Annotated in this window: 21 protein-coding genes; 6 read left to right on the top strand and 15 right to left on the bottom strand. The window is 67.2% G+C overall.

Annotation, left to right across the window (positions count from 1 at the left end):
• Positions 1-1,414: sigma-70 family RNA polymerase sigma factor (locus ABWP84_RS02700; protein ID WP_353210454.1), on the bottom strand; the 1,414-nt coding region annotated here is incomplete at its 3' end.
• A 233-nt stretch (positions 1,415-1,647) separates the two neighbouring features.
• Positions 1,648-3,441: a DNA primase gene (dnaG, locus tag ABWP84_RS02695; RefSeq protein ID WP_353210453.1), complete on the bottom strand. Its 1,794-nt coding sequence runs from the start codon at positions 3,439-3,441 to the stop codon at positions 1,648-1,650.
• Between the two features lie 114 nt (positions 3,442-3,555).
• Here dnaG and ABWP84_RS02690 point away from each other — a divergent pair, with 114 nt between their 5' ends.
• Positions 3,556-3,765 carry a DUF3126 family protein gene (locus ABWP84_RS02690; RefSeq protein WP_353210452.1) on the top strand — a complete coding sequence of 70 codons (210 nt, stop codon included), beginning with the start codon at positions 3,556-3,558 and terminating at the stop codon, positions 3,763-3,765.
• Positions 3,766-3,802: 37 nt separating this feature from the next.
• Here the strand turns inward: ABWP84_RS02690 and ABWP84_RS02685 are convergent, their stop codons facing one another.
• Genes ABWP84_RS02685 through ABWP84_RS02660 form a run of 6 tightly spaced genes read right to left on the bottom strand, consistent with a single transcriptional unit; the run spans position 3,803 to position 10,292 of the window.
• Positions 3,803-4,213 (bottom strand): hypothetical protein, encoded by a 411-nt coding sequence (locus tag ABWP84_RS02685; protein ID WP_353210451.1) that lies wholly within the window; start codon positions 4,211-4,213, stop codon positions 3,803-3,805.
• Positions 4,206-5,156 (bottom strand): tripartite tricarboxylate transporter substrate-binding protein, encoded by a 951-nt coding sequence (locus ABWP84_RS02680; RefSeq protein WP_353210450.1) that lies wholly within the window; start codon positions 5,154-5,156, stop codon positions 4,206-4,208. Before ABWP84_RS02680 ends, ABWP84_RS02685 begins: the two co-directional genes overlap by 8 nt.
• A gap of 11 nt (positions 5,157-5,167) precedes the next feature.
• Entirely contained in the window at positions 5,168-7,075 is a 1,908-nt protein-coding gene (locus ABWP84_RS02675; protein ID WP_353210449.1) for a lysylphosphatidylglycerol synthase domain-containing protein, read from the bottom strand.
• Positions 7,076-7,100: 25 nt separating this feature from the next.
• Positions 7,101-8,711, bottom strand: a complete 1,611-nt coding sequence (locus ABWP84_RS02670; RefSeq protein ID WP_353210448.1) for a lysine--tRNA ligase — start codon at positions 8,709-8,711, stop codon at positions 7,101-7,103.
• A gap of 52 nt (positions 8,712-8,763) precedes the next feature.
• Positions 8,764-9,066 carry a hypothetical protein gene (locus ABWP84_RS02665; protein WP_353210447.1) on the bottom strand — a complete coding sequence of 101 codons (303 nt, stop codon included), beginning with the start codon at positions 9,064-9,066 and terminating at the stop codon, positions 8,764-8,766.
• 53 nt (positions 9,067-9,119) lie between these two features.
• Positions 9,120-10,292: a M20 aminoacylase family protein gene (locus tag ABWP84_RS02660; protein WP_353210446.1), complete on the bottom strand. Its 1,173-nt coding sequence runs from the start codon at positions 10,290-10,292 to the stop codon at positions 9,120-9,122.
• A 67-nt stretch (positions 10,293-10,359) separates the two neighbouring features.
• Between ABWP84_RS02660 and glpK the strand changes: the two genes are divergently transcribed.
• Entirely contained in the window at positions 10,360-11,799 is a 1,440-nt protein-coding gene (gene glpK / locus ABWP84_RS02655) for a glycerol kinase GlpK (RefSeq protein WP_353210445.1), read from the top strand.
• A 385-nt stretch (positions 11,800-12,184) separates the two neighbouring features.
• Here the strand turns inward: glpK and hpnH are convergent, their stop codons facing one another.
• A complete protein-coding gene (gene hpnH / locus ABWP84_RS02650) occupies positions 12,185-13,354 on the bottom strand; it encodes an adenosyl-hopene transferase HpnH (RefSeq protein ID WP_353210444.1) in 1,170 nt (389 codons plus the stop codon).
• A gap of 157 nt (positions 13,355-13,511) precedes the next feature.
• Between hpnH and ABWP84_RS02645 the strand changes: the two genes are divergently transcribed.
• From ABWP84_RS02645 to ABWP84_RS02635, 3 genes are read left to right on the top strand one after another with little or no spacing between them, the layout of a single operon-like run.
• Positions 13,512-13,901 (top strand): copper resistance CopC family protein, encoded by a 390-nt coding sequence (locus ABWP84_RS02645; RefSeq protein WP_353210443.1) that lies wholly within the window; start codon positions 13,512-13,514, stop codon positions 13,899-13,901.
• Between the two features lie 3 nt (positions 13,902-13,904).
• Positions 13,905-15,551, top strand: coding sequence for a CopD family protein (locus ABWP84_RS02640; protein ID WP_353210442.1), 1,647 nt, complete (start codon positions 13,905-13,907; stop codon positions 15,549-15,551).
• Positions 15,541-18,132: an MMPL family transporter gene (locus tag ABWP84_RS02635; RefSeq protein ID WP_353210441.1), complete on the top strand. Its 2,592-nt coding sequence runs from the start codon at positions 15,541-15,543 to the stop codon at positions 18,130-18,132. Before ABWP84_RS02640 ends, ABWP84_RS02635 begins: the two co-directional genes overlap by 11 nt.
• A gap of 34 nt (positions 18,133-18,166) precedes the next feature.
• On the opposite strand, the gene metC is transcribed toward ABWP84_RS02635, so the two are convergent.
• The 4 genes from metC to ABWP84_RS02615 are packed head-to-tail and all read right to left on the bottom strand — an operon-like array spanning position 18,167 to position 21,536.
• Positions 18,167-19,345 (bottom strand): cystathionine beta-lyase, encoded by a 1,179-nt coding sequence (gene metC, locus ABWP84_RS02630; RefSeq protein ID WP_353210440.1) that lies wholly within the window; start codon positions 19,343-19,345, stop codon positions 18,167-18,169.
• Between the two features lies 1 nt (position 19,346).
• Positions 19,347-20,186 carry a sulfurtransferase gene (locus ABWP84_RS02625; protein WP_353210439.1) on the bottom strand — a complete coding sequence of 280 codons (840 nt, stop codon included), beginning with the start codon at positions 20,184-20,186 and terminating at the stop codon, positions 19,347-19,349.
• The gene (locus tag ABWP84_RS02620) at positions 20,152-20,904 is read right to left on the bottom strand and encodes an alanyl-tRNA editing protein (RefSeq protein ID WP_353210438.1); all 753 of its coding nucleotides are present in this window, start codon (positions 20,902-20,904) and stop codon (positions 20,152-20,154) included. Before ABWP84_RS02620 ends, ABWP84_RS02625 begins: the two co-directional genes overlap by 35 nt.
• Positions 20,901-21,536 (bottom strand): NUDIX domain-containing protein, encoded by a 636-nt coding sequence (locus ABWP84_RS02615; protein WP_353210437.1) that lies wholly within the window; start codon positions 21,534-21,536, stop codon positions 20,901-20,903. Before ABWP84_RS02615 ends, ABWP84_RS02620 begins: the two co-directional genes overlap by 4 nt.
• A gap of 37 nt (positions 21,537-21,573) precedes the next feature.
• On the opposite strand from ABWP84_RS02615, the gene ABWP84_RS02610 reads away from it, so the two are divergent.
• On the top strand, positions 21,574-22,437 hold the full coding sequence (locus ABWP84_RS02610; RefSeq protein ID WP_353210436.1) for a DMT family transporter: 864 nt from the start codon (positions 21,574-21,576) through the stop codon (positions 22,435-22,437).
• On the opposite strand, the gene ABWP84_RS02605 is transcribed toward ABWP84_RS02610, so the two are convergent.
• Both ABWP84_RS02605 and ABWP84_RS02600 read right to left on the bottom strand, forming a co-directional pair.
• The gene (locus ABWP84_RS02605; protein ID WP_353210435.1) at positions 22,427-23,428 is read right to left on the bottom strand and encodes a dipeptidase; all 1,002 of its coding nucleotides are present in this window, start codon (positions 23,426-23,428) and stop codon (positions 22,427-22,429) included. The two genes, ABWP84_RS02610 and ABWP84_RS02605, sit on opposite strands and share 11 nt — an antisense overlap.
• A complete protein-coding gene (locus ABWP84_RS02600; protein WP_353210434.1) occupies positions 23,425-24,444 on the bottom strand; it encodes a histone deacetylase family protein in 1,020 nt (339 codons plus the stop codon). The genes ABWP84_RS02605 and ABWP84_RS02600 overlap by 4 nt, the downstream gene beginning before the upstream one ends.
• Positions 24,445-24,462: the final 18 nt, after the last annotated feature.

The following is a 24,462-nucleotide window of genomic DNA, read 5'->3' as shown; positions in this document are numbered from 1 at the left end:
CCTGGTCGGCGATGGAGCGGGTGATGGCCTGGCGGATCCACCAGGTGGCGTAGGTGCTGAATTTGTAGCCGCGGCGGTATTCGAACTTATCCACCGCCTTCATCAGGCCGATATTGCCCTCCTGGATCAGGTCGAGGAATTGCAGGCCGCGATTGGTGTATTTCTTGGCGATGGAGATCACGAGGCGAAGGTTGGCCTCGATCATCTCTTTCTTGGCGACCGTCATGTCGCGCTCGCCGCGGCTGACGGTGGCATAGACGCGGCGGAATTCGGCCACCGGCAGGCCGGTTTCGGCGGCGACGGCGCCGATATGGGCGCGCACCTTTTCCACATCATCCTGTGATTTGGCGGCGAAGGCCTGCCAGTATTTCGACTTCAGCTTGGAGACGCGCTCGAACCATGTCGGGTCAAGCTCATGCCCGCGCCACTCGGCGAGGAAATCCTCGCGCTTGACCTTGTGGGATTCGGCCAGCCGCAGCACCTGGCCATCCATCGCCACCAGGCGCTTGTTGAGCAGCTTGAGCTGTTCGACCAGTTCCTCGATGCGGTTGTTGTGGAGGTGGACCTTCTGCACCAGGGCCACCAGCTCGGTGCGGCTCTTCTCATAGCTCTTCTCCGAGCGGCCGGCCAATTCGCCGCCGCCGGTATAGACATCCATGCGCTTGGCCGAGAGCTTGCCGAGCTTGCTGTAGATGGCCTCAATGCCCTCGAAGGCGGCCAGCGCCTCGGGCTTGAGTTTTTCTTCCAAGGCGGAGAGGGAAAGGCCGATCGAGCCTTCCTCGTCGCCCTCCTCGAATTCCTCGGGCTCGGCGCTGGCACCCTCGGGCATATCGGCCTGATTGGTGGCTTCGAGGTCGATCACGTCGCGCAGCAGCATGCGGCCATCGCGCACCGCCTCATGCCAGGCGATGATGGCCTTGAAGGTGAGCGGGCTTTCGCACAAGCCGCCGATCATCATGTCGCGCCCGGCCTCGATCCGCTTGGCGATGGCGATTTCGCCCTCGCGGCTGAGCAGTTCGACGGAGCCCATCTCGCGCAGATACATCCGCACCGGGTCATCGGTGCGCCCGATCGTGTCCTCATCGACGTTGCCGCCGCTCTCCTCCTCTTCCTTGTCCTCGCCATCCTCGGATTTGGCGGTGGCGGGCTTGGGGCTGTCGCCATCCTCGCCCTCTTCGGCCTCGACGACGGTGATGCCGGATTCGCTGAGCATGGCCAGCGTGTCCTCGATCATCTCGGAGGAGACCTGCTCGGAGGGCAGGACGGCATTGACCTCGTCCACGGTGACGAAGCCGCGCTCCTTGCCGCGCGCGATCAGCTTTTTTACCGCGGCAGACTGGATGTCGAGCATCACGCCCTCGACCGCTTCATCGCGTGCATCCGTGGTTTCAGTGCTGCCGGGCTTGGTGGCCATTCATATCGCTCCATTGATTCGCAGCACGTAAACCGGGCGCTTCGCCCATGCGGTCTCTCCATATGGAATGCCGTGGGGCAGGTTCACCACCCCAGCCGCAGAAACCGAGCATTTTTCGCCACGGCATGTGGCTTTTGCAATTCTAGAGCATGATGCGTTGAGGCGGAATCGCCGAAAGCGCTGCATCATTCTCTCAACAAGGACGAGACCAAGCAGCGTGAATGCTGCGTCGTCTAGACTGCTTCAACCCCAGTCGGGTCGCCACGTCCATAGGCATCGAGCGCCTCTTTGAGCAGCGTCACCCGGCGCAGGGCTTCGGCGGTGGGGGCTTGCTCGGCCTCGCGCCTTGCGGCCGAGAGATCCGCCTGCAAGGCCTCACTGCCCTTGAGGCGGGAGAAGAAATGCCAAAAACATTCCGAAATTTCCGCAGGTTGAGCGCCATTTCTGGCGCCGGCCGGCAACGCTGGGGCGGCCAAGGCCCAGGCCAGTTCACGCCCCAGCCCGGCGCTGCCCAGCTGCGCATGCAGCGCTTCCGCCGCCAGCGCGCTATCATGGCCGGGCATATGCAAAATATGATCGCGCAGGGCGGAAGCGGGGCCGGGGGGCAATTCGAGCAGGCCCAGCGCCTCCTCCACCTCCTGAATGAACCAGGGGTGGCGCAGCAGGCAGGCCAGCATGGCGCGGGCCTGATCGCTGCGGGCATTGGCACCGGGCACTGGCCGGGCGATGGGGCCAGCCCGAGGGGAGGTGCCAGGCGTGGCGCGGCCATTGCGGGGCCTGCCCTCGGCGAAGAAGCGGTCGAGCAAGGCACGGCGATATTCCGCGCCCAGCGCCTTGTCCTCGATTCTGGCCGCGGCCTCGGAGAGGCGTTTGCGAAAACCGGCCCGCTCCTCGGGCGAGGTGAGCCGGCGGCCTTCGGCGAGCAGGGTGTAGAGCGCCTCGGCGAGGGGTTTGGCGGCGCCCAGCACCGCCTCGAAGGCGCCCTGGCCCTGCTTGCCGATGAGGGTGTCGGGGTCCTCGCCTGCTGGTAGGGTGGCCAGGCGCAGGGTGCGCTCGGGGGTGAGCATGGGCAGCGCCACCTCGGCCGCGCGGGCGGCGGCGCGGGCGCCGGCGGCGTCGCCATCGAAGCACAGCACGGGCTCGGGGCTGACCGCCCAGAGGGCTTCCAATTGCTCGGTGGTCAGCGCCGTGCCGAGCGGCGCCACCGCGCCGGTGAAGCCGGCCTGATGCAGGGCGATGACATCCATGTAACCTTCCACTGCCACCAGCCTGGCACCACGGAACACGCCCTCGCGCGCCAGATGCAGGCCATAAAGCTGGCGCCGCTTGGAAAACAGCGCCGTTTCCGGGCCATTGACGTATTTCGGCTGGCCATCGCCCAGGATGCGGCCGCCAAAGCTGATCCCGCGCCCGCGGCGGTCATGGATGGGGAACATCACCCGGTTGAAGAAGAGATCGACCAGCCCCTTCTCGCGCTCCTGCATCAGCCCGGCTTCGAGCAACTGGGCGGGCTCGATGCCCAATTCGCGCAGATCGGCCGCCAGTGCGCCGCGGCCGGCGCCGGACCAGCCCAGGCCGAAACCGGCGATGGTGTCGGGGGTGAGGCCGCGCCTGAGCAGATAATCCAGCGCTTGCCGGCCCTCGGGCAGATGCAGGCGGCGGGTGAAGGCGGCCTGGGCGGCATCGAGCACGCCATGCAGGTCGCGCGCTCGGGCTTCTCGCGCGGCCACCTCCGGGGTGGGTTTGGGCACGCTGAGCCCGGCCTCGCCGGCCAGGCGCTCCACCGCCTCGATGAAGCTTGCGCCATCGGCGCGCATCACAAAGCTGATGGCATCGCCATGCGCGCCGCAGCCGAAGCAGTGGAAGCCGTCATCATAGACATAGAAGCTGGGCGTCTTCTCGCCATGGAATGGGCAGCAGCCCTTCCATTGCCGGCCGGATTTCAGCAGCCGGACCTTGCGCGCCACCAGCGCCTGCATGGAGGTGCGGGCGCGCAGATCGTCGAGAAATTGCGGGGGCAGCGCCATGTCATTCAGGTAGTCCCGGGGGAGAGCGGGCGGAAGGGGCCTGGGCCTGTGTGACCTGGGGATGATGCAGCCCGGGGGTTTACCCCAGCCGCCAAGCCCCGCTATGCAGCGGGGATGAAACCCGCAGAAATTCAGGCTGTGCAGGCCCAACTCCGCGCCATGACCGGCAGCCCCAAGCTCACCATCCGTGCCGCGCAAACCCGCAACGGCCCGGTGGAGTTGCTGGCGGATGGCGAAGTGATCGGCACCGTCGATCGTGATGCCGAGGATGGCGAGGTGGCCTATCACGTCACCATCACCATTCTGTCGGAAGATCTGGCCTAGGCCCTTTGGGGGGCGGTGGTGCAGCCTTGCGCTGCCCTCACGCGCCCCAGCGCAGCTGGGCCTCCAATTCCGGATTGAACCCGCGCAGTGGCAGGCGCAGCGCCTGTGGCCAGGGTGCCCAGCGTGGTGGGATGAAGAGGCTGGGGCGGCCATCCTCCCATAGCATCAGCGCCAGTTGTTCGGCGCTTGGCTCATAGGCCAGGAAGACGCGCGCCTCTGCCGTGCCGGCCCAGCCATGCAGCCAGCCCTCATGCCAACCCAGAGCCGGGCCGCGGCCGCGCAGCCCATCGCTCACCACCCGCTGCCGGCCGGCGGACATCACACGTAGGCGCGGAAACACTGCCGGGTGCACCGCCAGCGCCAGCACCGGCTGGCCGATCAGCCCGGAGAATTCCTCGGGCGGCAGCGCGGTGCCGGCCATGGCCAGCAGGAAATCGCGTCTAATCAAGGCGAATATTCGCTTCGCGCACCACCCGGCCCATTTCGGCCCGGCCATCGGTCACAAATTTCGCAAATACCTCCGGGCTGCTGCCCACCGGTTCGGCGCCCAGATTGGCCAGGCGCTCGCGCAGCTCCGCCAGGGCCAGGGCCTCGCGCAGGGCGGCGTAGAGGGTTTGCTGTATCTCGGCCGGGGTGCCGGCCGGGGCGAAGAGGCTGGCCCATTCCGATATCGCCACGCCGGGCAGCCCGGCCTCGGCAAAGGTGGGGAGTTGGGGGCGCAGGGCGCTGCGCTGGGTATTGGCCACCGCCAGAAAGCGCGCCCGGCCGCTATCCACGATCGGCCGGGCCGAAAGCATGGTGATGAACACCGCATCCAGGGCCCCCGCCGCGAGGTCCCGCGCCGCATCGGCGCCACCGCGATAGGGGGCGTGGGTCACCTCGATGCCGGCGGCCTGACAGAATTGCACCAGGCCCATATGCCCCGCCGTGGCATTGCCCTGGGTGCCGACCGAAAGCTGCCCCGGCCGCGCCTTGGCCAAGGCAATGAAGGCCGCCAGCGTGGGCGCGGGCAGGTCATTCTTCACCGCCAGAACCTGGGGAAAGGTCACCACCTGGGAGATCGGCGCGAAGGCGGTGGCGTAGTCAAAGGGCAGGTTGCGGATGAGATGGGGGTTCACCAGGTGCGAACTGGCATCGAAGAGCAGGGTATGGCCATCGGCGGCGGCCCGCGCCACCTCATAGCCGCCAAGCGAACCGCCGGCGCCGGTGCGGTTTTCCACCACGACCGGCTGGCCCAGGCGCTCGGCGATGCGCGGGAAGATGGTGCGGGCGGCGCTATCGGCCGCGCCGCCCGCGGCAAAGGGAACCACCACGCGAAGGCTGCGGCTGGGGAAGCTTTGCGCCAGCGCCGGCATGGCCATCGGCAGGGCGAGAAGGATGCGACGTTTCATGGCCGCAGCTTCTACGCCTTTGCGAGCAGCCGGTCCAAATCCTGTTCCGCGCGGCAGGCGATGAAGCGGTCCGGCCGGCCGGGCATGGGCACCGCGGTCAGGCCGATATCGGCATAGATGCGCAGCCATTCTGGCCCCACATCCCAAAAGGCGGGGCGCACCCCGGCCCGCTCGCAGGCATCGCGGAAACGCCAGATGGCGCTGACGCCATCGGCCGGATCGCCCGAAGGGTCGCCATAAGCCAGCCAGAGCGGGGGTTGGCGGGAAAATGCCATGCCGGCGCGCCTGGCCTCGCCCAGCAGCACGCCATCGGCGGCGGGTGGCGTCGTGCCCTGCCAGGAGGCGAGCATGGCGCGGCTGGCTTCATCATAGGCCAGCGGGCGGATACGGGCGGGGCGCAGCAGCCGGGCAAGGCCGACCAGCAGCAGCACGGCCGTCAGCCCCACGGTGAAGCGCAGCGCGTTGGGCGCCTCATCGGCGAAGACCACCTCCCACCAGGAGCTGTCCTGCACCTCCACCCGGTGGCCGACCAGCGCCAGGGTGATGCCGCAAAAGGCTGCGGCGGCCAGTGGCACCAGCGCCTCGGGGCTCAACGGCTCGGCCCAGAGGCGGGAGCGGCGGTAGAAGCGCGGCCGCATGGTGAGCAGCAGCGTGGCCACGGCTGGGAAGGGTAGCCAGGCGAACCAGGCCTCGCCGCGCAGCCAGACGGTGAGCCCGCCCAGCAGCAGCAGCGCCACCGCCAGCGCCCAGCCAATGGCCAGCCGCCGCGCCAGCCCATAGGCCAGCACCAGCAGCGCCGAGCCCAGCACCGAGGCGGCGAATTGCGATGCGGCGGCCAGCGAATAGCTGCCCCAGATCGTCATCAACCCGCCCGAGGCGGGCAGCGCGCCGATGAAGATCAAGAGCGCCCCGCTGATCGCCACCAGCCCGGCCATGGCGGGGGCCTCCAGCGCCTCCGACCCTTGGGTGACGGCGGTGAAGCGGGCCAGCACGGCGCCGCGCTGGCTGAGTTCAAAGCCGGCAAACAGCGCCCCGGCGATGAAGAGCGGCACGATGTAGTAATACAGCCGGAAGACCAGCAGCGCGCCGATCACCTCGGCCGCACCCATATAGGGTGAGAGGCCGATCAGGATCGCGCTGTCGAACACCCCAAGCCCGCCGGGGACGGAGGCGAAGATGCCCAGGCTATAGGCGACGAGGTAGATCCCCACGAAGCGCACAAAGGTCAGCCCCTCGGCCGGCGGCAGCAGGATATAGAAGATGGCCGCGGTGACGGCGACATCGACGGTGGCCAGCACGGTCTGCGCCAGGGCCATCTTCAGGCCGGGCAGTTCGATCTCGTGACGGAATACGGTGATGGTGCGGAAGAAGCGGCTGAGCACGACATAGGCCGCGACAACGCCCCAAAGCGGCACCGCCAGCCCCTGCAAGGCCCAGCGCGGCAGATTCGTACCGAGCCAGGGCACAACCTCCGGCTCGACCACCAGCACAAGCCCGGCCAGCGCCATGCCGCCGAGGCCGAAAGTGAGGGAGGTGAAGCCGATCACCTTGGCGATCTGCACCGCCGAATAGCCCCAGGCGGAGTAGAAGCGAAACCGCACCGCGGCCCCCGAGACGGCGGCGAAGCCCAGATTATGGGCCAGCGAATAGCCGCAGAAACTCGCCATCAGCGAGCGCGCCCAACTCGCGGGTTTGCCGGCATAGAGTGAGCCAAGCCGGTCATAAATCGCCAGCACCGCATAGGCGAGCAGGGTGCAGCCCGCCGCCAGCCACAGCGCATGGCGGGAGATGGCGGCCATTGCATCATGCACCTGAGCCACGGAGAGGCCGCGGAACTCGCGCTGGACGACATAGATGGCGCCCGCCAGAAGGACCACGCCGAAGATGGTCGCGCCATAGCGTTTGAGGAAGGCGATCATGCCTGAGGCTGGCCCCTGCGCGTCATCACCGGGCCAGCGCTGCCTGGATGACGTTGATGCTGCGGGCGATGCCGTAGGCGGCGATCACCGAGCCGAAGCGCGGCCCCTCATCGGCGCCGAGCAGCACCTGGTAGAGCGCGTTGAACCAGCCGCGGCCCACGCCCATGGAGCCATCCTTATTGGGCGTGGTGAAGGGTTCGCGCCTTCCGGCATCATAGATGATGTCCTGAATGGCTTTTGCCCGCTCGGCGCCGGGGGGCATGGCGTCGATGGCGGCGGCGTTGTTTTGCAGGCGGGTGATGAGGTCCTCCAGCCCCGCCCTTTCCTCGGCCGTGGCGATGCGCGGCTTGAGGTGGGGGCGGACGAAATCCTCGCAATAGGCGACGGCGCGGGCCACCAGCACATTGAGGAAGGGATGGGTGCCCGGCGCGGTATCCGGGGCGTAGTTGCGCACGAAGGCCCAGAGATCGTCAGGCGTCTCGGCGGCTGAGACGGCGGCGAGGTTCAGCAGCGTCTGAAACGATAGCGGGCTATGCGCCGATTGCGGGATATCGCCGGCATGGATGTGCCAGGCCGGGTTGGCCGCGAGCTCGGGCATGGCGGTGGCCATGCCGCGCTCGGCGTTTTGCAGGTATTCATCCACGGCGCGGGGGATGACATCGAAATACAGCCGCTTGGCCCGGGTGGGCTGGTTGTACATGAATTGGCCCAGGCTCTCCGGCGGGGCGTAGCGCAGCCATTCATCAATGGTCAGGCCATTGCCCTTGGATTTGCTGATTTTTTGGCCGGTTTCGTCGAGGAAAAGCTCATAGGTGAGGTTTACCGGTGGCTCGGCCCCCAGCGCGCGGCAAATGGCCGAGGAAAGGCGGACGCTGTCGATCAAATCCTTGCCCGACATTTCGTAATCCACCCCCAGCGCATACCAGCGCAGCGCCCAATCGGCCTTCCATTGCGCCTTGCAATGCCCGGCGGTGACGGGGGTTTCAAAGCGTTGGCCTTCCTCATCTCGCCAGACCAGGGTGCCATCGGCGCGCACCTCCTCCATTGGCACCTGCATGACCACGCCGGTGATGGGGTGGATGGGCAGGAAGGGGGAATAGGTGGCCCGGCGGTCCGGCCCCAGCGTGGGCAGGATGATGGCGCGGATTTCCTCATGCTTTTCCGCCATGCGCAGCAGCGCCTGGTCGAAGCGGCCCTGGCTGTAATAATCGGTGCTGGAGGCGAATTCATAGTCGAAGCCGAAAGCGTCGAGGAAGGCGCGCAGACGGGCGTTATTATGGGCGCCGAAGCTAGAATGGGTGCCAAAGGGGTCCGGGATCTTGGTGAGTGGCTTGCCGAGATTGGCGAGCAGCAATTCCCGGTTGGGCACATTGTCAGGCGCTTTGCGCAGCCCGTCCATGTCATCGCTGAAGGCGAGCAGGCGCGAGGGCAGGCCGGTGATTTGCGAAAAAGCGTGGCGGACCCAGGAGGTGCGGGCCACCTCGCCAAAAGTGCCGATATGCGGCAGGCCGGAGGGGCCATAGCCGGTTTGGAACAGCGCATGCGTCTTGCCCTGTTTGGCGAGACGATCGGCCAGTTTGCCGGCCTCTTCGATGGGCCAAGCTTTTTGGGTGCGGAGCATGGGGTCGGCTGTCATGCCAGGGGCATGGCGCATGGGGGGGGCTTGGTCAACGCGGCAGCGCGGCCCTTCAGCGAAACACCATGGCGTCCCGATTATCCTGCATCAGCCGCCCCAGGCTGGGGATGCGCTCAAGCCCGAGGCCCAGGAGAAGGCCGCCCTCCTCGCCGGCGGTGATGGAGGGGTAATTCGCGGTGGAGATTTTTTCCCATTTGCCCGAGGGTTTGCGCACCTCGACCTGCACCACGGTGGCCTTGAGGTTGAGGCGGATGATGGCGTCATCCAGCTTTTGCGGCTTGGACAGGCTGGGATGGCCGCCGACGATGCGCCAACCTGCAGAGAGCGCCCAGGCGGTGATGTCGTCCTTGGTCATGCGACCTCCTTGCGGGTTGGATGGGCGGCGCTGGGTCGCGCCGCCCATACGACCTAGCGCGGCAGTTCCTGCTCCACCAGTGCAGCGAAGAAGGCCACGCCATAGGGGGCGGCCTCGTCATTGAAATCATATTTCGGGTGGTGCACTGGCACGCCGCCCTTGCCGTCGGGCCCCTTCTGGCCAAGTCTCACGAAGGCGCCGGGGCGCTTTTCCAGCATGTAGGAGAAATCCTCAGCACCCATGATCGGTGGGCGCTTGCGGATGATGCCGCCCTCGGCAAAGACTTTGGCGGCGGCCTGCGCCGCCAGTTCGGTTTCCGCCGCGTGGTTGACGGTGACCGGGTAGCCGGCCTTCCACACCACCTCGATCTCAGCCGCGAAGGCATCGGCGATGGAGGCGGCGATGCGCTTGATATGGCGCTCCATCGCCGCCCGGGTCTCGGCCTTCAGGGTGCGCAGGGTGCCTTTGATTTCCGCCGTTTCGGGGATGACGTTGCTGGCCGAGCCGGCATGGAACATGCAAAGCGAGAGCACCGCGCTGTCCAGCGGGTCCACCCGGCGCGAGACCAGGTGCTGCAGCGCCACGACGAGGTTGGAGCCCACCACAACCGGGTCAATCGCCTGATGCGGCCGCGCCGCGTGGCCGCCCAGGCCGCGGATATTGAAGGTCATGGTATCGGCCGCGGCCAGGATGGGGCCGGCGACGATGGAAATCTCGCCCACCGCCAGGGATGGGTCATTGTGGATGCCATAGACGCTGTCGGTGGGGAAACGGTCGAAGACGCCTTCTTCCATCATCACCCGGCCGCCGCCGCCGCCCTCTTCCGCCGGCTGGAAGAGAAAATTCACCGTGCCGTCGAAATTGCGGGTCTCGGCGAGGTATTTCGCCGCGCCGAGCAGCATGGCGGTGTGGCCGTCATGGCCGCAGGCATGCATCTTGCCCGGTGTTTTGGAGGCATGCGGCAGGCCGGTCTCCTCGGTCATCGGCAGGCAATCCATATCGGCGCGCAGCGCGATGGAGCGGCTGGAACTGCCGTTGCGCAGCACGCCCACCACGCCGGTGCCGGCGATGTTGCGATGCACCTCAATGCCCCAGGCGGCGAGTTTCTCGGCCACCAGCGCGCTGGTGGCGTGCTCCTCAAACCCCATTTCCGGATTGGCATGGATGGTCTGGCGCCATTCGGCGATTTCAGGGCCGAGGCCGGCGATGCGATTGTTCAGGGGCATGGTTTTCTCCGATCAGGCGGCCAGCCTATAGTGAGCGGGACATGCTGCAAGAAGGGGGGCCAAGACGATGCTGCTCGCGCTCGACCAGGGCACCACATCGACCCGCGCCATACGCTTCGATGCCGCACTCCGCCCCCAGGCCACCGCCCAGCGGGAACTCACCCAGCATTTCCCCAGCCCCGGCTGGGTGGAGCATGAGCCGGAGGATCTGATCGCCGACAGCATCGCCATGCTGCGCGAGGCGGCGGGGGATGAGCGCATCACCGCCATCGGCATCACCAATCAGCGCGAGACCACGCTGCTGTGGCGGCGCGATACCGGCCGGGCCATCCATCGCGCCATTGTCTGGCAAGACCGCCGCACCGCGGAATTCTGCGCGGGGCTGCCGGAGGCGCTTATCACCGAGCGTACCGGCCTGCTGCCCGACCCCTATTTCAGCGCCAGCAAGCTGGCCTGGCTGCTGGAGCATGTGCCCGGCGCGCGGCGCGATGCCGAGGCCGGGCGTTTGTGCTTCGGCACGGTGGATAGTTTTCTGCTGTTTCGCCTGACCGGCATGCACGCGACGGATGCGACCAATGCCAGCCGCACCATGTTGTGGAACATCCACACTGGCGAATGGGATGAGGAATTGCTGCTTCTGTTCAATATTCCGCGCGCGGTGCTGCCGGAGGTGATGGACAGTGCCGCCGAATTTGGTGTGACCCAGGTGCTGGGCCGCCCGGTGCCGATCCGCGGCATGGCTGGTGACCAGCAGGCGGCGACCATTGGCCAAGCCTGCTTTTCGCCCGGCATGCTGAAATCCACCTATGGCACCGGCTGCTTCGCCATGCTGGTGACCGGCGCGGCCGTTACCTCCCGCCACCGGCTATTGACGACGCTGGCCTGGCAACTCGGCGGCCGGCGGAGCTACGCGCTGGAGGGGGCGATCTTCAATGCCGGCAGCACGGTGCAATGGCTGCGTGATGGGCTGGGCATCATCGCCTCGGCCGCCGAGGCCACGGCATTGGCGCCCCAGGCGGACCCCGCCTCCCGCGTGCATCTGGTGCCCGCCTTTACCGGCCTGGGCGCGCCCTGGTGGGACAGCACGGCCCGGGCGGCGCTGAGCGGCCTGACCCGCGGCACCGGCCGGGCTGAGATTGCCGCCGCCGCGCTGGAGGCCGTGGCCTTCCAGACCCAGGACTTGCTGGACGCCATGGCGCTGGATATGGGCGGGCGAACCAGTACCATCCGGGTGGATGGCGGCATGGCCCGCAGCGATTGGACGATGCAGCGCCTGGCGGATATTTCTGGATGCGTGGTGGACCGCCCGGAGGTGACGGAAACCACCGCCCTGGGCGCCGCCTGGCTGGCCGGGCACCAATCGGGCCTGCTGCCAGGGCCGGGAGAGGCGGCGCCGCATTGGCGGCTGGAGCGGCGTTTTATGCCGCAGATGTCGCGCCCGGAGGCGAAGGCCCGGCATGGGGAATGGCTGGGGGCGGTGCGCGGCGTGTTGGGTAGCGCTGGGTGAGGGCTTTGCCCTCCCCCAGACCCCCACCCACCAGGGGCCAACGGGCCGCTGGACCGCGGGGTAGAAAGCGAGGCCGAGGGTATGTTCTATTAAATTATTGATTTATAATAATTTCCAAAGGCCTTTCGGCCTTTGGTGGGAGGGGTCCGGGGAGGGCAAAGCCCTCCCTGGGGGGCGCGATGCCCTGGACGGGTAGCGCCGGGTGAGGGCTTTGCCCTTCCCCAGACCCCCACCCACCAGGGGCCAACGGGCCGCTGGACCGCGGGGTGGAAAGCGAGGCCGAGGGTATGGTCTATTAAATTATTAATTTATAATGGTTTCCAAAGGCCTTTCGGCCTTTGGTGGGAGGGGTCCGGGGAGGGCAAAGCCCTCCCTGGGGGGCGCCTTACTCCGCCGCGGCCGGCGGTGCCGTCCCGCCATGCTTCGCGCCACGCGCCGGTGTTTCATGGGCCATGTCGTTCATCGCCTGTTGGACATGGGCTGAGAAGACGTATTCGGCCGGGCGTTGTTGGCTGAGGTCGATTTCGGGTGCCATGGATCCTGTGGTGCGCGGGCCGCGGATTTGGGCTGCCACTGCTTTCCAGGGTCGTTTCAGCGCATCGAGTGCTGCTGTGGCTTCGAAGCCGGAATGGACCATGCAATCGGCGCATTTTTCATAATTGCCGACGCCGTATTTGTCCCATTCCGTGGTTTCCATCAGTTCGGTGAAGGATTTGGCGTAGCCTTCGCCGAGCAGGTAGCAGGGGCGCTGCCAGCCGAAGACATTGCGGGTGGGGTTGCCCCAGGGGGTGCAGCCATAGGTTTGGTTGCCGGCCAGGAAGTCGAGGAAGAGGGGGCTATTGCCCATCCGCCATTTCGCATCGCCTTTGTTGCGGGCGAAGATGTCGCGGAAGAGGTCCTTGGTCTTCTGGCGGTTGAGGAAGTGCTTTTGGTCCGGGGCGCGCTCATAGGCGTAGCCGGGGCTGAGCATGATGTTGTCCACGCCCATGGCGGTGACGTCATCGAAGAATTTCGCGGTGCGCTCTGGGTCGGCATTGTTGAACAGGGTGCAGTTGATGGCGGTGCGGAAGCCGGCCGCGCGCACCTTCTTCAACGCATCCACCGCACGGTCATAGACGCCATCCTGGCTCACCGCCCAGTCATGCTGCGCCTGGTCGCCATCCAGATGGATGTCCCAGATGAAGCGGGGATGGGGCTTGTAGGCGTCCATGCGCTTTTCCAGCAGCAGCGCATTGGTGCAGAGGATGACGATGCGGCCCTGGGCGAGAAGCCCCTCGACGATGGCGGGCATTTCCTTGTGCAGCAGGGGCTCGCCGCCGGCGATGGCCACCACCGGCGCGCCGCATTCCGCCGATGCCTCCAGGCATTCCGCCACCGAAAGCCGCTTGTTCAGGATGGCGTCGGGGTAGTCGATCTTGCCGCAGCCGGCGCAGGCGAGGTTGCAGCGGAACAGCGGCTCCAGCATCAGCACCAATGGAAAGCGCTTGCGGCCCATCAGTTGCTGTTTCAGCACATAGGCGGCAACCTTGGCCTGCTGCGCGAGGGGAATACCCATTCGGATACGGCTCCTGGAATCGCCGCGCCATGCTGCGCCGCGGGAGGCGGTGCTTAGCATGGCATTCACGGAAAAGCCCATACTGAACCACAGCGGTACAATTTGGGGCATTTGCGACCGGTTGCCTCGGGGGGCGGGCTTCCATAGTTTACCGTCCATGTCCGATTATGTCCGCGCCATGCCGCGCCGGTGCCTGCTGGCTGCGCCCATGATGTTGCTGGCGCCGGCCGCACAGGCGCATGCCATCATCCGCCATGCCGAGCCTGCGGCGGGGGCGCGGGTTTCGCCTGGTCCGGTGCGGTTGCGGTTGGTGTTCAATTCGCGTCTCGACCATGGGCGCAGTGCGCTCTTCGTGGCGCCCGTCCGGCTGGGTGGTGGTGGCACGGCCGATGAGGTGCGGGTGGAGCTGGCCGCTGATTGCCCGGCGGCGGAGTTGATTGGCACCACTGATGCCTTGGCCCCGGGAAATTGGCGGATTCGCTGGCAGGTGCTGGCGCTGGATGGCCATATCACCCGGGGCGACATTCCCTTCACGGTTGCGGCCTGACGCGTGGAATTGTTTCTCGATCTTTATGGTTTTCTCTCGGTGGTGCTGCATGCGGCCGAGTTGATGGCGCGCAGCGTATTGCTGGGCTCCATTGCGTTTTTGGCGTTTCTGGCGGCGCCGCTGGCGGGGCGGCTGCCGGCGGGTGAGGGGGCGATGCTGCTGGCCACCGCGCGCCGGGCCATCCTCTGGGGGGGGTGGCTGACACTGGGGGCGGTGTTGTGCTCCTCCGGGCTGGGCGCGCTGGCGCTGATTGGCACGCTTGGCCTGGGCGCTTGGCAGGCGGCGGGGGCGGGTTTTGTGCTCAGCGCGCTGGGGGTGATGGCCTGCGCTGTGGCGGCGCTGGTGCTGGCCCGGGGGGGGGCGCGGCCATGGCCGCTGTTGGTTATGGGCCTGCTGCTGCTCGTCGCGGCGGTGGCGGGCAGCCATGCCATGGCCCGCACCGAGGACCGCCTGCCCATGCTGGCCGCCACCTTCATTCATCAGGCGGGTGCGGCGTTGTGGCTGGGTGGCTTGCCGGCTTTTCTCATGGCGTTGCGGCTGCCCTGGCCGCCATCGGCGGCGCAGGCGGTGGGGGCGCGGTATTCCGGCCTTGCCGTGGCTGGCGTGCTGGGCATCGTGGCTGGGGTGGTGGGGTATTACCTCGGTTATGTGGGCTCGCCCGAGGCGATTTACGGCACCGCTTATGGCGCCATGTCGGCGACGAAATCAGTGCTGTTTGCCGTGTTGCTGCTGCTGGGGTTGGCGAATTTCCTGCTGTTGCATCGCTTCGCCGGCGATGGCGCTTTCCTGCCCCGGCTCAGGCGCTTTGTGGAATGCGAGTTGATTGTGGGCATTTGCGTCTTTGGCATTGCGGCCTCTCTCACCTCCGTGCCGCCGGGCGCCGATTTGCCCGATGACAGGGTTAGCTGGGCCGAGATTGCGGAGCGTGCGGTGCCGCGCATGCCGCGCTTCACTTCGCCCAGCCATGCTGATCTCGGCATTCCCGCCTTGCAGGCGCAACTCGATGCCCAGGCGCGCGAAAACGCTGAACGCCCGCAGGCCTTCATTCCCGGCGAGGGTTTTCTGCCGCCGCGCAACGCCTTTGACATCGCCTGGAGCGAGTATAACCACCATATGTCGGGCTTTGTGGTGCTGGCGGTGGGCCTGGCGGCGCTGGCGGATGCCACACGCCGCGTGGCCTTGGCCCGGCATTGGCCGCTGCTGTTCATGGGGCTGGCCGCCTTTCTTTTTGCCCGCTCGGACCCCGAGGCTTGGCCGATGGGCGATATCGGCTTCTTTGACAGTCTGCGCGACCCGGAGGTGCTGCAGCACAAGTTGCTCTCGCTGCTGGTGGTGGTCTTTGCCGTCTCGGAATGGCTGGTGCGGCTGCGCGGCAAGCGCTCGGCGGCGGCCTATGTCTTTCCCATTGCCATGGCGCTGGGTGGCTTTCTGCTGTTGGCGCATACCCATGCCATTGCCAATGTAAAGGAGGCCTTGCTGGTTGAGCTCTCCCACTTGCCGCTTGGTGCGGCCGCGGTGGTGGCCAGTTGTGCCCGCTGGCTGGAGCTGCGCGCCGGGCCTGGCGCTGCCGAGGCGCGCATCGCCCGCTGGGTCTGGCCGCTCTGCCTGGTTTTCATCTCGGCGCTGCTGATTTTCTACCGTGAGGCTTGATGATCTCGTCGCCCGCGCCGTGGCGGGGCTGGTGGCTGCCAGCCTGCGGCATGCCCGGCTGGTGGTGGCGCTGTTTGCCGCGCTGACCATTGCCGCCGGCTGGGTTACCGCCACCCGCTTTGAACTCAATTCGGATGTGACGCAGCTTTTTCCGCAGGACCTGCCCTGGCGGCTGAATGAGCGTGCCATGGATGTGGCCTTTCCGGACCGGATTGACGTCATCGCTGTGGTGATCGATGCGCCCACCGGCGCTGCCGCGAGCCGCACCGCCGAGGCGCTGGCGCTGGCGCTGCGCGCCCAGCCGCAGCTTTTCCGCAATGTGCGCCGGCCTGATGCCGGGGAATTTTTCGAGCGTCATGCGGCGCTGTTTCTCTCGCTCGATGAGGTGCGCGACCTGACCGAGCGGCTGATCGAGGCGCAGCCGCTGCTGGGTAGCCTGGCCGCCGACCCCAGCCTGCGCGGCGTGGCCGATTTGCTGCGCAGCGCCATGGAGGGCGTGGCGCGTGGCGAGGCCAGTTTGAGCCAATTGGCCAGCCCGTTGGTGGCCTTCAGCGCGGCGGCCGAGGCTGCCCTGGCCGGCCGGGTGGCCGAGCCTGATTGGAACCTGATGATGACCGGGCGCGCCGCCAGCGCGCTGGAGACCCGCCGCTTCGTCTTGGTCCAACCCGTGCTGGATTTTTCCGAACTGGCCGCCGGCCATTCCGCCACCGAGGCTATCCGTGCTGCCGCTGCCGGCCTGGCCCGGCCGGGCATCACCATTCGTATCACCGGCAATATCCCGATGGCGGATGAGGAATTCGCTACCCTCGCTGAGGGGGCGGTGGAGAATATCTTGCTCTCCCTGGGCCTCACCGTGCTGTTGCTGTGGATGGCGCTGCGCAGTTGGCGGCTGATTTGGCCGCTGATGGTGCTGGTGGTGGCGGGGCTGGCCTGGACGGCGGCTTTTGGCGTGCTGGTGGTGGGGCATTTCAACCCGCTCTCCATAGCCTTTGCCGTGTTGTTCATTGGCCTGGGGGTGGATTTCGGCATTCAGTATTCGGTGCAGTACCGCGCCGAACGCCAGGCTGCGGGCACCCTGGCCCCGGCGCTTTTGGCCGCGGCGCGGGTGGCGGGGCCTGGCATGGCGCTGGCCGCCATGGCCTGCACGCTCAGCTTCTTTGCCTTCATCCCCACCGATTACCTGGGCCTGCGCGAATTGGGGCTGATTGCCGGTGTGGGCATGCTGATTGGCTGGCTGATGGCGATGACGCTGCTGCCGGCGCTGATGCTGATGGCCAATCCGCAGGCCGAGGCGCGTGAGGTGGGCTACCCGGCCCTGGCACCTTTCGACATTTGGCTGCTGCGGCGCGCGCGCTGGGTGGTGGTGGGGGCGGGGCTGCTGGCGCTGGCCAGCCTCGCGCTGCTGCCCAGGCTGGCTTTCGACACCGACCCGCTGAACCTGCGCGACCCGACGAAGGAATCCGTCAGCACCTATCGCGAATTGATGCGCAGTGCTGAGACCAATCCCAATACGCTCGATATTCTGGTGCCGGATCTGGCGGCGGCGCAGGCCCTGGCCAGCCGGCTGGAGGCGCTGCCCGAGGTGGGGCGCGCGCTGAGCCTGGCCAGCTTCGTGCCTGAGGGCCAGCCTGAGAAATTGGCTCTGTTGGAGGATGCCGCCGGGTTGCTGCTGCCCACCCTGGCCATTGCGGCCAGCATGGCGCCCAGCGAGGCCGCGGTGAGCAGCGCCTTGGCTCTGGCGGGGCTGGCGCTGCGCACCGCCCCCGGCGAGGACGCAACCGCGCGCGATGCCCGCCGGCTGGGTGCCGCCTTCATCGCCCTGGCCAGTGCTACCCCGGCCACCCGCGCCATTCTGGCCGAGGCGCTGCTGCCCGGCCTGCGGGCCACCTTGGCCCAGGTGGCCGCGCTGCTGCAGGCCGCCGAGGTGACGCTGGAAAGCCTGCCCGATGATCTGCGCGCCGACTGGATTGGCCGCAATGGCATGGCCCGGGTTGAGGTGGCGCCACTTGCGTTGGGCCAGGATGTTCCGGCGCTGCGCGGCTTTGCCCAGGCGGTGCAGGCGGCGGCGCCCAATGCCACGGGGGCGGGCATTTCTGCCGCCGCCTCGTCGGCCACGGTGCAGCGGGCCTTTATTGTCGCCGGGGTGATTGCGGTGGCGCTGGTGCTGGGTCTGCTGCTGGTGAATTTACGCAGCCTCAGGCTGTCACTGCTGGCGCTGGCGCCGCTGGCGCTGGCGGGGCTGCTGACGCTGGCGCATTGCACGCTGTTTGGCCCGCCGCTGAATTTGGCCAATATCATTGCCCTGCCGCTGCTGTTTGGCATGGGTGTCGCCTATGACATTTATTACGTCGCGGCCTGGGCGCGGGGCGAGCGTGGGTTGCTGGCGAGCCCTTTGAACCGGGCGGTGATTTATTCGGCTGTGACCAATGCCTCGGCCTTTGGCGCGCTGGCGATCAGCCCCCATCCCGGCACCGCCAGCATGGGCGTGGTGCTGGGGGTGTCGCTGGTTTACTCGCTGCTGTGTGTGATGCTGGTGTTGCCGCCGCTGTTGCGGGTGTTTGCGCCGGCCGAACGGGAGTAGGGCGGCCCGGGTTGTGACAACCCGGGCCTGCATTTTAGCCCATCTTCGTGAGGCCCTGCGCCAGATCGGCGCAGAGATCGCCCACATCCTCCAGGCCGATATGGATGCGCGCCATCGGCCCACCGAAATCGCCGGTGCCGGCGGTGCGGGTCACGAAGCCCGTGGTGGGCAGGGCGAGGGATTCATAGCCGCCCCAGCTGGCGCCGATGCCGAAGAACTCCAGCGCATTGATGAATTTGAACACATCCTCGATCGAATAGCGCGGCTGGAACACCACGCCGAAGAGCGAGCAGCCGCCGGTGAAATCGCGCGCGAAGAGCGCATGTTGCGGGTGGCTGGGCAGGCCGGGATGCAGCACCCGCAACACTTGCGGCTGGGCCTCGAACCAGCGCGCCACCTCCAGCGAGGAGGCGAATTGATGCTTCAGGCGAAGCGGCATCGTCCGCACGCCACGCAGCGCCAGATACACATCATCGGGCGAGGCAAACTGGCCGAGCAGCGAGGCGGTGCTGCGCACGATCTGCCAATCCTCCTCGGAATTCACGCAGACCGAGCCGAGCAGGATATCGGAATGGCCGGAGACGTATTTGGTCAGCGCCTGGATCGAAACATCCACCCCGTGCTGGAAGGGCATGAAGGTGTGAATGCCCCAGGTATTGTCCATCAGCACCTTAGCGCCGCGGGCATGGGCGGCGCGGGCGATGGCGGGGATATCCTGCAATTCGAAAGTGTGGCTGCCGGGGCTTTCGGTATAGACCACCTTGGTATTGGGCTTGATCAGCGCGGCCATGCCGGCCTCGTCGATCGCCGGGTCGTAGAATTCGGTCTCGATCCCCCAGCCCTTCATCAGCGTATTGGCCAGGTTGCGCGCCGGGCCATAGACGCTGTCGGGCATGAGGCAATGATCGCCCGATTTCAGATAGGCCAGCAGCGGCACCATCACGGCGGCGAGGCCGGTGCCCACGATGGTGGCGCGGGTGCCACCCTCGATCTCGGCAATCACATCTTCCAGCGCGTAATGGGTGGGGCCACCCTGCGTGCCATAGGTCATGAACTGCTCGTAGCGCTTGGCAGCGCCGTCGCGCCTTGCCTCGCAATTTTCGAACAGCACGGTGGAGCCGCGATGCACCGCGGGGTTCACGAAGCCATGGGCATGGGTGCCGGCGCGGCCGGCATGGCTCATGCGGGTTTCAAAGGCGTGTTTCTTTGACATGTCAGCGCGTCACTTTCTCGGTTTCCGGGCGGAGCGCCCATTCAGTCCAGGAGCCGTCATAGATGGCGGGTTCGGGGAAGCCGGCCTCGACCAGCCCCAGCGCCAGCACACAGGCGGTGACGCCCGAGCCGCAGGAGGTGACGACAGGCCGAACCCCATCCACCCCCACGGCGGCGAAGAGCGCCCGCAGCGCATCGGGCGATTTGATCAGCCCATCAGGCCCTGCGATCTCGCTGACCGGGACATTGGCCGCGCCGGGCATATGGCCTGAGGGCAGGCCGGCGCGCGGCTCTGGCGCTGTGCCATCGAAGCGGCCTTTTGCCCGGGCATCGATGATGAGCGGGCCGCCCTGGGCGACGATGCGTTTGATATCGCCAATGCCGCGCAGCTTTTCAGCCCGGAAATCGGCCACGAAGGTGGTGGGGGTGGGGGCCGGGGCCTCGCCGGTTTCCACCGGCCTGCCCTCGCGCTTCCAGGCCGGCAGGCCGCCATCGAGCACCGCCACCTGGTCATGGCCGAAAAGCCGCATCATCCACCAGCCGCGCGGGCTCGCGCGCAGGCCATGCTGGTCATAGAAGACGATGCGCGAGGCGTTGGAGATACCCAGGGCGCCCACCAGCTTCGCAAAGCGGCCGGCGGTGGGGACCATATGAGGCAGCTCGGTCTCGGTATCGGCGATGACGTCGATATCGAAGAGCCGCGCACCGGGGATGTGGCCGGCGCGGAAACCGTCCTTTTTGTTGCCCGGCTCATTGGGCAGATAGGTCGAGCAATCGAAGATGAGCAGGTCCGGCTTGCCCATCTCGTCAGCCAGCCATTCCGTGGAAACGACGTTGTGCATCTCGGTCCTCCAGTACCAGGTAGACGCGGCGGTTCTGCTTGCCCTTGTTTTCGAGCTTGGTGACCACGACGCGGCCGATCTCGGCGGTGCTGGCCACATGGGTGCCGCCGCAGGGCTGCAAATCCACTGGGGTTTCCCCGGTGCCGATTCGCACCAGGCGGATTTTGCCTCCCGTGCGGGGGGGCTGCACGGAGAGGGTGCGCACGAGGCTGGGATTGGCGTCCAGCTCCTCGGTGGTGATCCAGCTTGTGGTGATGGGATGGTCGGCCGCGATGAGCGCGTTCAGACCTTCGGTGAGGAATTCCTTGGTGGGCGGCTCGGCCAGGTCGAAATCCAGCCGCGAGCGCTCGCCACCGATCTGCCCGCCGGTGACGCCGGCGCCGGTGATCAGGCTGCAGAGCAGATGCATGGCGGTGTGCATGCGCATATGGCGGTGGCGGCGTGGCCAATCGAGCCGGCCGGTGAGGCTGGCGCCAATCGGCGGCAGGGCCGCGCCCTCGGCGGGCAGGTGCAGGATGGTCTCGCCCTCACCCTTGATGGTGTTGGCCACTGCCATCTCGCCGCCATCCCAGGCCAGCCAGCCGGTATCGCCGGGCTGGCCGCCGGCCTGGGCGTAGAAGATGGTGGCGTCCAGCACCACGCCTTCGGGCCCGCTTGCCAGCACCTGGGCTGGCGCCTCGCGCAGGGCCGCATCCTCGCGGAACAGGGTGCGGGTCATGCCCATTCCCGGCGCAGCCGCTCCCGGTGGTGGCGCAGCCACAGCAGCGCCAGGGCGCCGGTGGCATTCTCCATGCTGTTATTGTCCACGAGCGCAAAACCCTCCTCGGCCGACATCACGCGCAGGCGAATATCCTCGCCCTCCGCGAGCAGGCCAAAATGTCCTTCCGGGCTGGCATCCAGCCTCACCCGGCCGCACCACATGTGCACATTCTCATCGCAGCCGCCCTGCATCAGCATGAAGCGGCCGATCTTTTCCATCCGGTCGGGGATGAGGCCGGTTTCCTCGCGCAGCTCGCGCTCGGCGGCGGGGAGCGGTTCCTCGCCGGGTTCGAGCAGGCCGGCGGCGCATTCCAGCACCACCGGTGTCATGCCGGCGGCGAGAGCGGGGAGGCGGAATTGCTCGATCAGCGCCAGCCGGTCTGTCCATGGGTCATAGGGCAGCACCACCACCGCCTGGCCGCGGCGCCACAGCTCCCATGTCAGCTCGGGTGAGCGGGTGCCATCGAAGCGTTCATGGCTGAAGCGCACCTTTTGCAGGGTGAAGCGGCCGGTCCAGGCGATGCTGTCCTCATGCACTCCGAGCCCGGGATGGGGCGGCACCGGCGGCGCTTTGGGAGGTCTGGCATTCATGCGGCGCTGACCGTAACCTCCGCCGCATCGCCCGTCCATGAGCACCCAGAGCCAAGCCCGCCGCGCCATCCTGCTCGTCATGGGGGCTGCCATGCTGTTTGCCTGCGCTGCGGCCTGTGTGAAGGCGCTGCAGGGTGGCATTCCGCTGGCCCAGGTGGTGCTGGCGCGCAGCGTCTTTGCGCTGCCGGTGATGCTGCCGCTGGTCTGGCGGGCGGGGGGCTGGCAGGCGCTGCGCACCAACAACCCGATGGGCCATGGCGGGCGGATTCTCTGGGGGCTGATTGGCATGGCCGGCGCCTTCCATGGCTATGCCACGCTGCCGCTGGCCTCGGTCACCGCCTTGGGCTTTGCCATGCCGCTGTTTCTGACCCTGCTGGCGGTGCCGCTTTTGGGCGAGAGCATTGACCGCCGGCGGCTGGGTGCTGTGCTGGTGGGGTTTTTGGGCGTGCTGGTGATGTTGCGGCCGAGTGGCGGTGGGCCCGGGCAATGGCTGGATTATGCCGCGGTGCTGGTCGCGACGCTGGCCTGGGCGCTGGCGATGATCTCCATCCGCCGGATGGGCGAGGCGGGCGAATCGGGGGTGACCATTGTGGCCTGGTTCGCCATTGGCTGCTCGGCGATTTCGGCGGTGTTTGCCTGGCCGGTCTGGGTCTGGCCGGGGGCGGAGCAATGGGCGCTGCTGGCCGGGGTGGGGCTGATTTCGGCGGTAGCGCAATTGCTGATGACCGAGGCCTATCGGCGGGGCGACACCACCCTGGTGGCACCCTTTGAATATTCCGGCATTGTGTGGACGACGCTCTTGGGCATGCTGGTTTGGGCCGAGGCGCCGGATGGCTATGACGCGCTGGGCATCGCCATCCTGGTGGGCTGCGGGCTGTATATCTGGCGGATCAAGCCGTGAAGCGCAGCACCTGGCGCCAGACGCGCAGGAAATTGCCGCTCCACAAAAGGCCGATCTCCCGCGCGCTATAGCCGCGCTTGAGCAATTCCAGGGTGATCGCCTCGCATTGCGCCGCATTGGCCCAGCCGGCGACCGCGCCGCCGCCATCGAAATCGCTGCTGATGCCAACATGGTCGAGGCCGATGCGGGCCACGGCGTGATCAATATGATCGACCAGATCGGCCACATCGGCCTGCGCCGGCGCATTGGGTGGCGGTGATTTCAGGAAGGCTGGCACGGCGGTGATCTGTGCGAGGCCGCCGCAGGCGCGCAGCGCATCCAACTGCTCGTCATCGAGGCCGCGCGGATGCGGGCAGAGCGCGACACAGGCGGTGTGGGTGGCCACCACCGGCGTGCGGGAGATTTGCGCCGCCCGCAGCATGCCCGATTTGGCGACATGGCTGACATCGACCATCAGGCCCTGGCGGTTCATCTCCGCCACCGCCGTCTCGCCAAAGGCGGAAAGCCCGCCATGCTCGCTGGGGGCATCGCCCAGATTGGCCTTGGGCCGGGCGCTATCCGAAATCTCGTTATGGCCGTCATGGGTCAGCGTCAGATACACCGCGCCCAGCGCCCGCCAGGCGGCGATGCGGCTGAGGTCGTGGCCCATGGCATAGCCATTCTCCACCGCACTCAGCACCGCCGTATCGCCGGCGGCGAAGCAGGCCTCCAGCGCATCGGGGGTGGCGCAGAAGCGGGTGCCAGGGGCGGTGGCGCGATTGCGGATATGCTGCAGCATGGCCTCGGCCCGGGCTGTCGCCTGGGCATGGCCTGAGGCGTCGCGCCGGCCCTGGGGCACATAGGCGATGAAGATGGCGGCGCTCATCTGGCCCTGGCGCATTTTTGGCAGGTCCACCAATTGGCGGGTTTCCTGCGTCCAATCCGGGGTTTCCGGCCAGCGGATGTCGATATGGGTGTCGAGCACCAGTGTCTTTGCGTGAATCGCGTTCATCCGCCCCAGCCCTTCATGAAACGCTCCAGCAGCGCACCCAGATGATCCACCGCATAGCCCCCCTCTTGACAAATGGCGGCGGGCAGGCCGAGGCCGGCGATGGCGGCGCCGGCGCGGGCAAAACCCTCGGCGGTGACGCGCAGCGAGGCCAGCGGCTCATGCTCGGAGGCGTCAAAGCCCAGCGCCACCACCAGCGCATCGGGGCGGAAGGCCCGAAGCCGGGCCAGCGCGGTGTCGAGGGCTTCGAGCCAGACCGCATCGCCGCTGCCCATGGTGAGCGGCAGGTTCAGGTTTTCGCCACAGCCAACCTCGCCGGCAAAACCGACATGCCAGGGGTAGTAGAAATGCGGGTCGCCATGGATCGAGATGGTCAGCACATCCGCCCGGTCCCAGAATATTCCCTGGGTGCCATTGCCGTGATGGCTGTCGATATCGAGCACGGCGACGCGCGCCGCGCCGGCATCGCGCAGCGCCTGGGCCGCCAGGGCCGAATTATTGATATAGCAATGCCCGCCGGCACGCGCCGCATAGGCATGATGCCCGGGCGGGCGGCAGAGCGCATAGGCTGAGCGGCCGGCGGCAGCCTCGGCCGCGGCGGCGAGCGCGCAGCCCAGGGCGGAGAGCGAGGCGGCCCATGTCTGCGGCCCGATGGGGCAGGCGGCATCGGCGGAATAGCGCCCGGCCTGGGCGATGATATGGCTCACCTGGGTGGTGGATTGCGCCAGCATCTCCGGCGTGGGGTGCATATTGGCCACCACCTCGGGGCCGGAATCGGCCAGGGCGGACCATTGCGCCGAGGCGGTTTGCAGGAATTCCAGGTAATCCCTGCTGTGCAGGCGGGCGGCATCGGCCAAGCTGGCAGGGGTTGGGATATCGGGGGTGATGCCCAGCGCGGCCAGGCCTGCGCGCAGGCTGGCCGCGCGGGCGGGGATTTCGAAATTCGACCGCACCACCCCCTTTGTCAGGAAGAATTGCGGGTCGTGAAGGGCTTCGTCGGGGTGGGCAAAGGCGCGCATGGCGGGAGGCTAGCACCG

The sequence above is a fragment of the Rhodovarius sp. genome (assembly GCF_040399605.1).
In the GTDB taxonomy this organism is placed as follows: domain Bacteria; phylum Pseudomonadota; class Alphaproteobacteria; order Acetobacterales; family Acetobacteraceae; genus Rhodovarius; species Rhodovarius crocodyli_A.
Note: the sequence above shows the minus strand (reverse complement) of the source record. Positions and strands in the feature narration are given on the sequence as shown.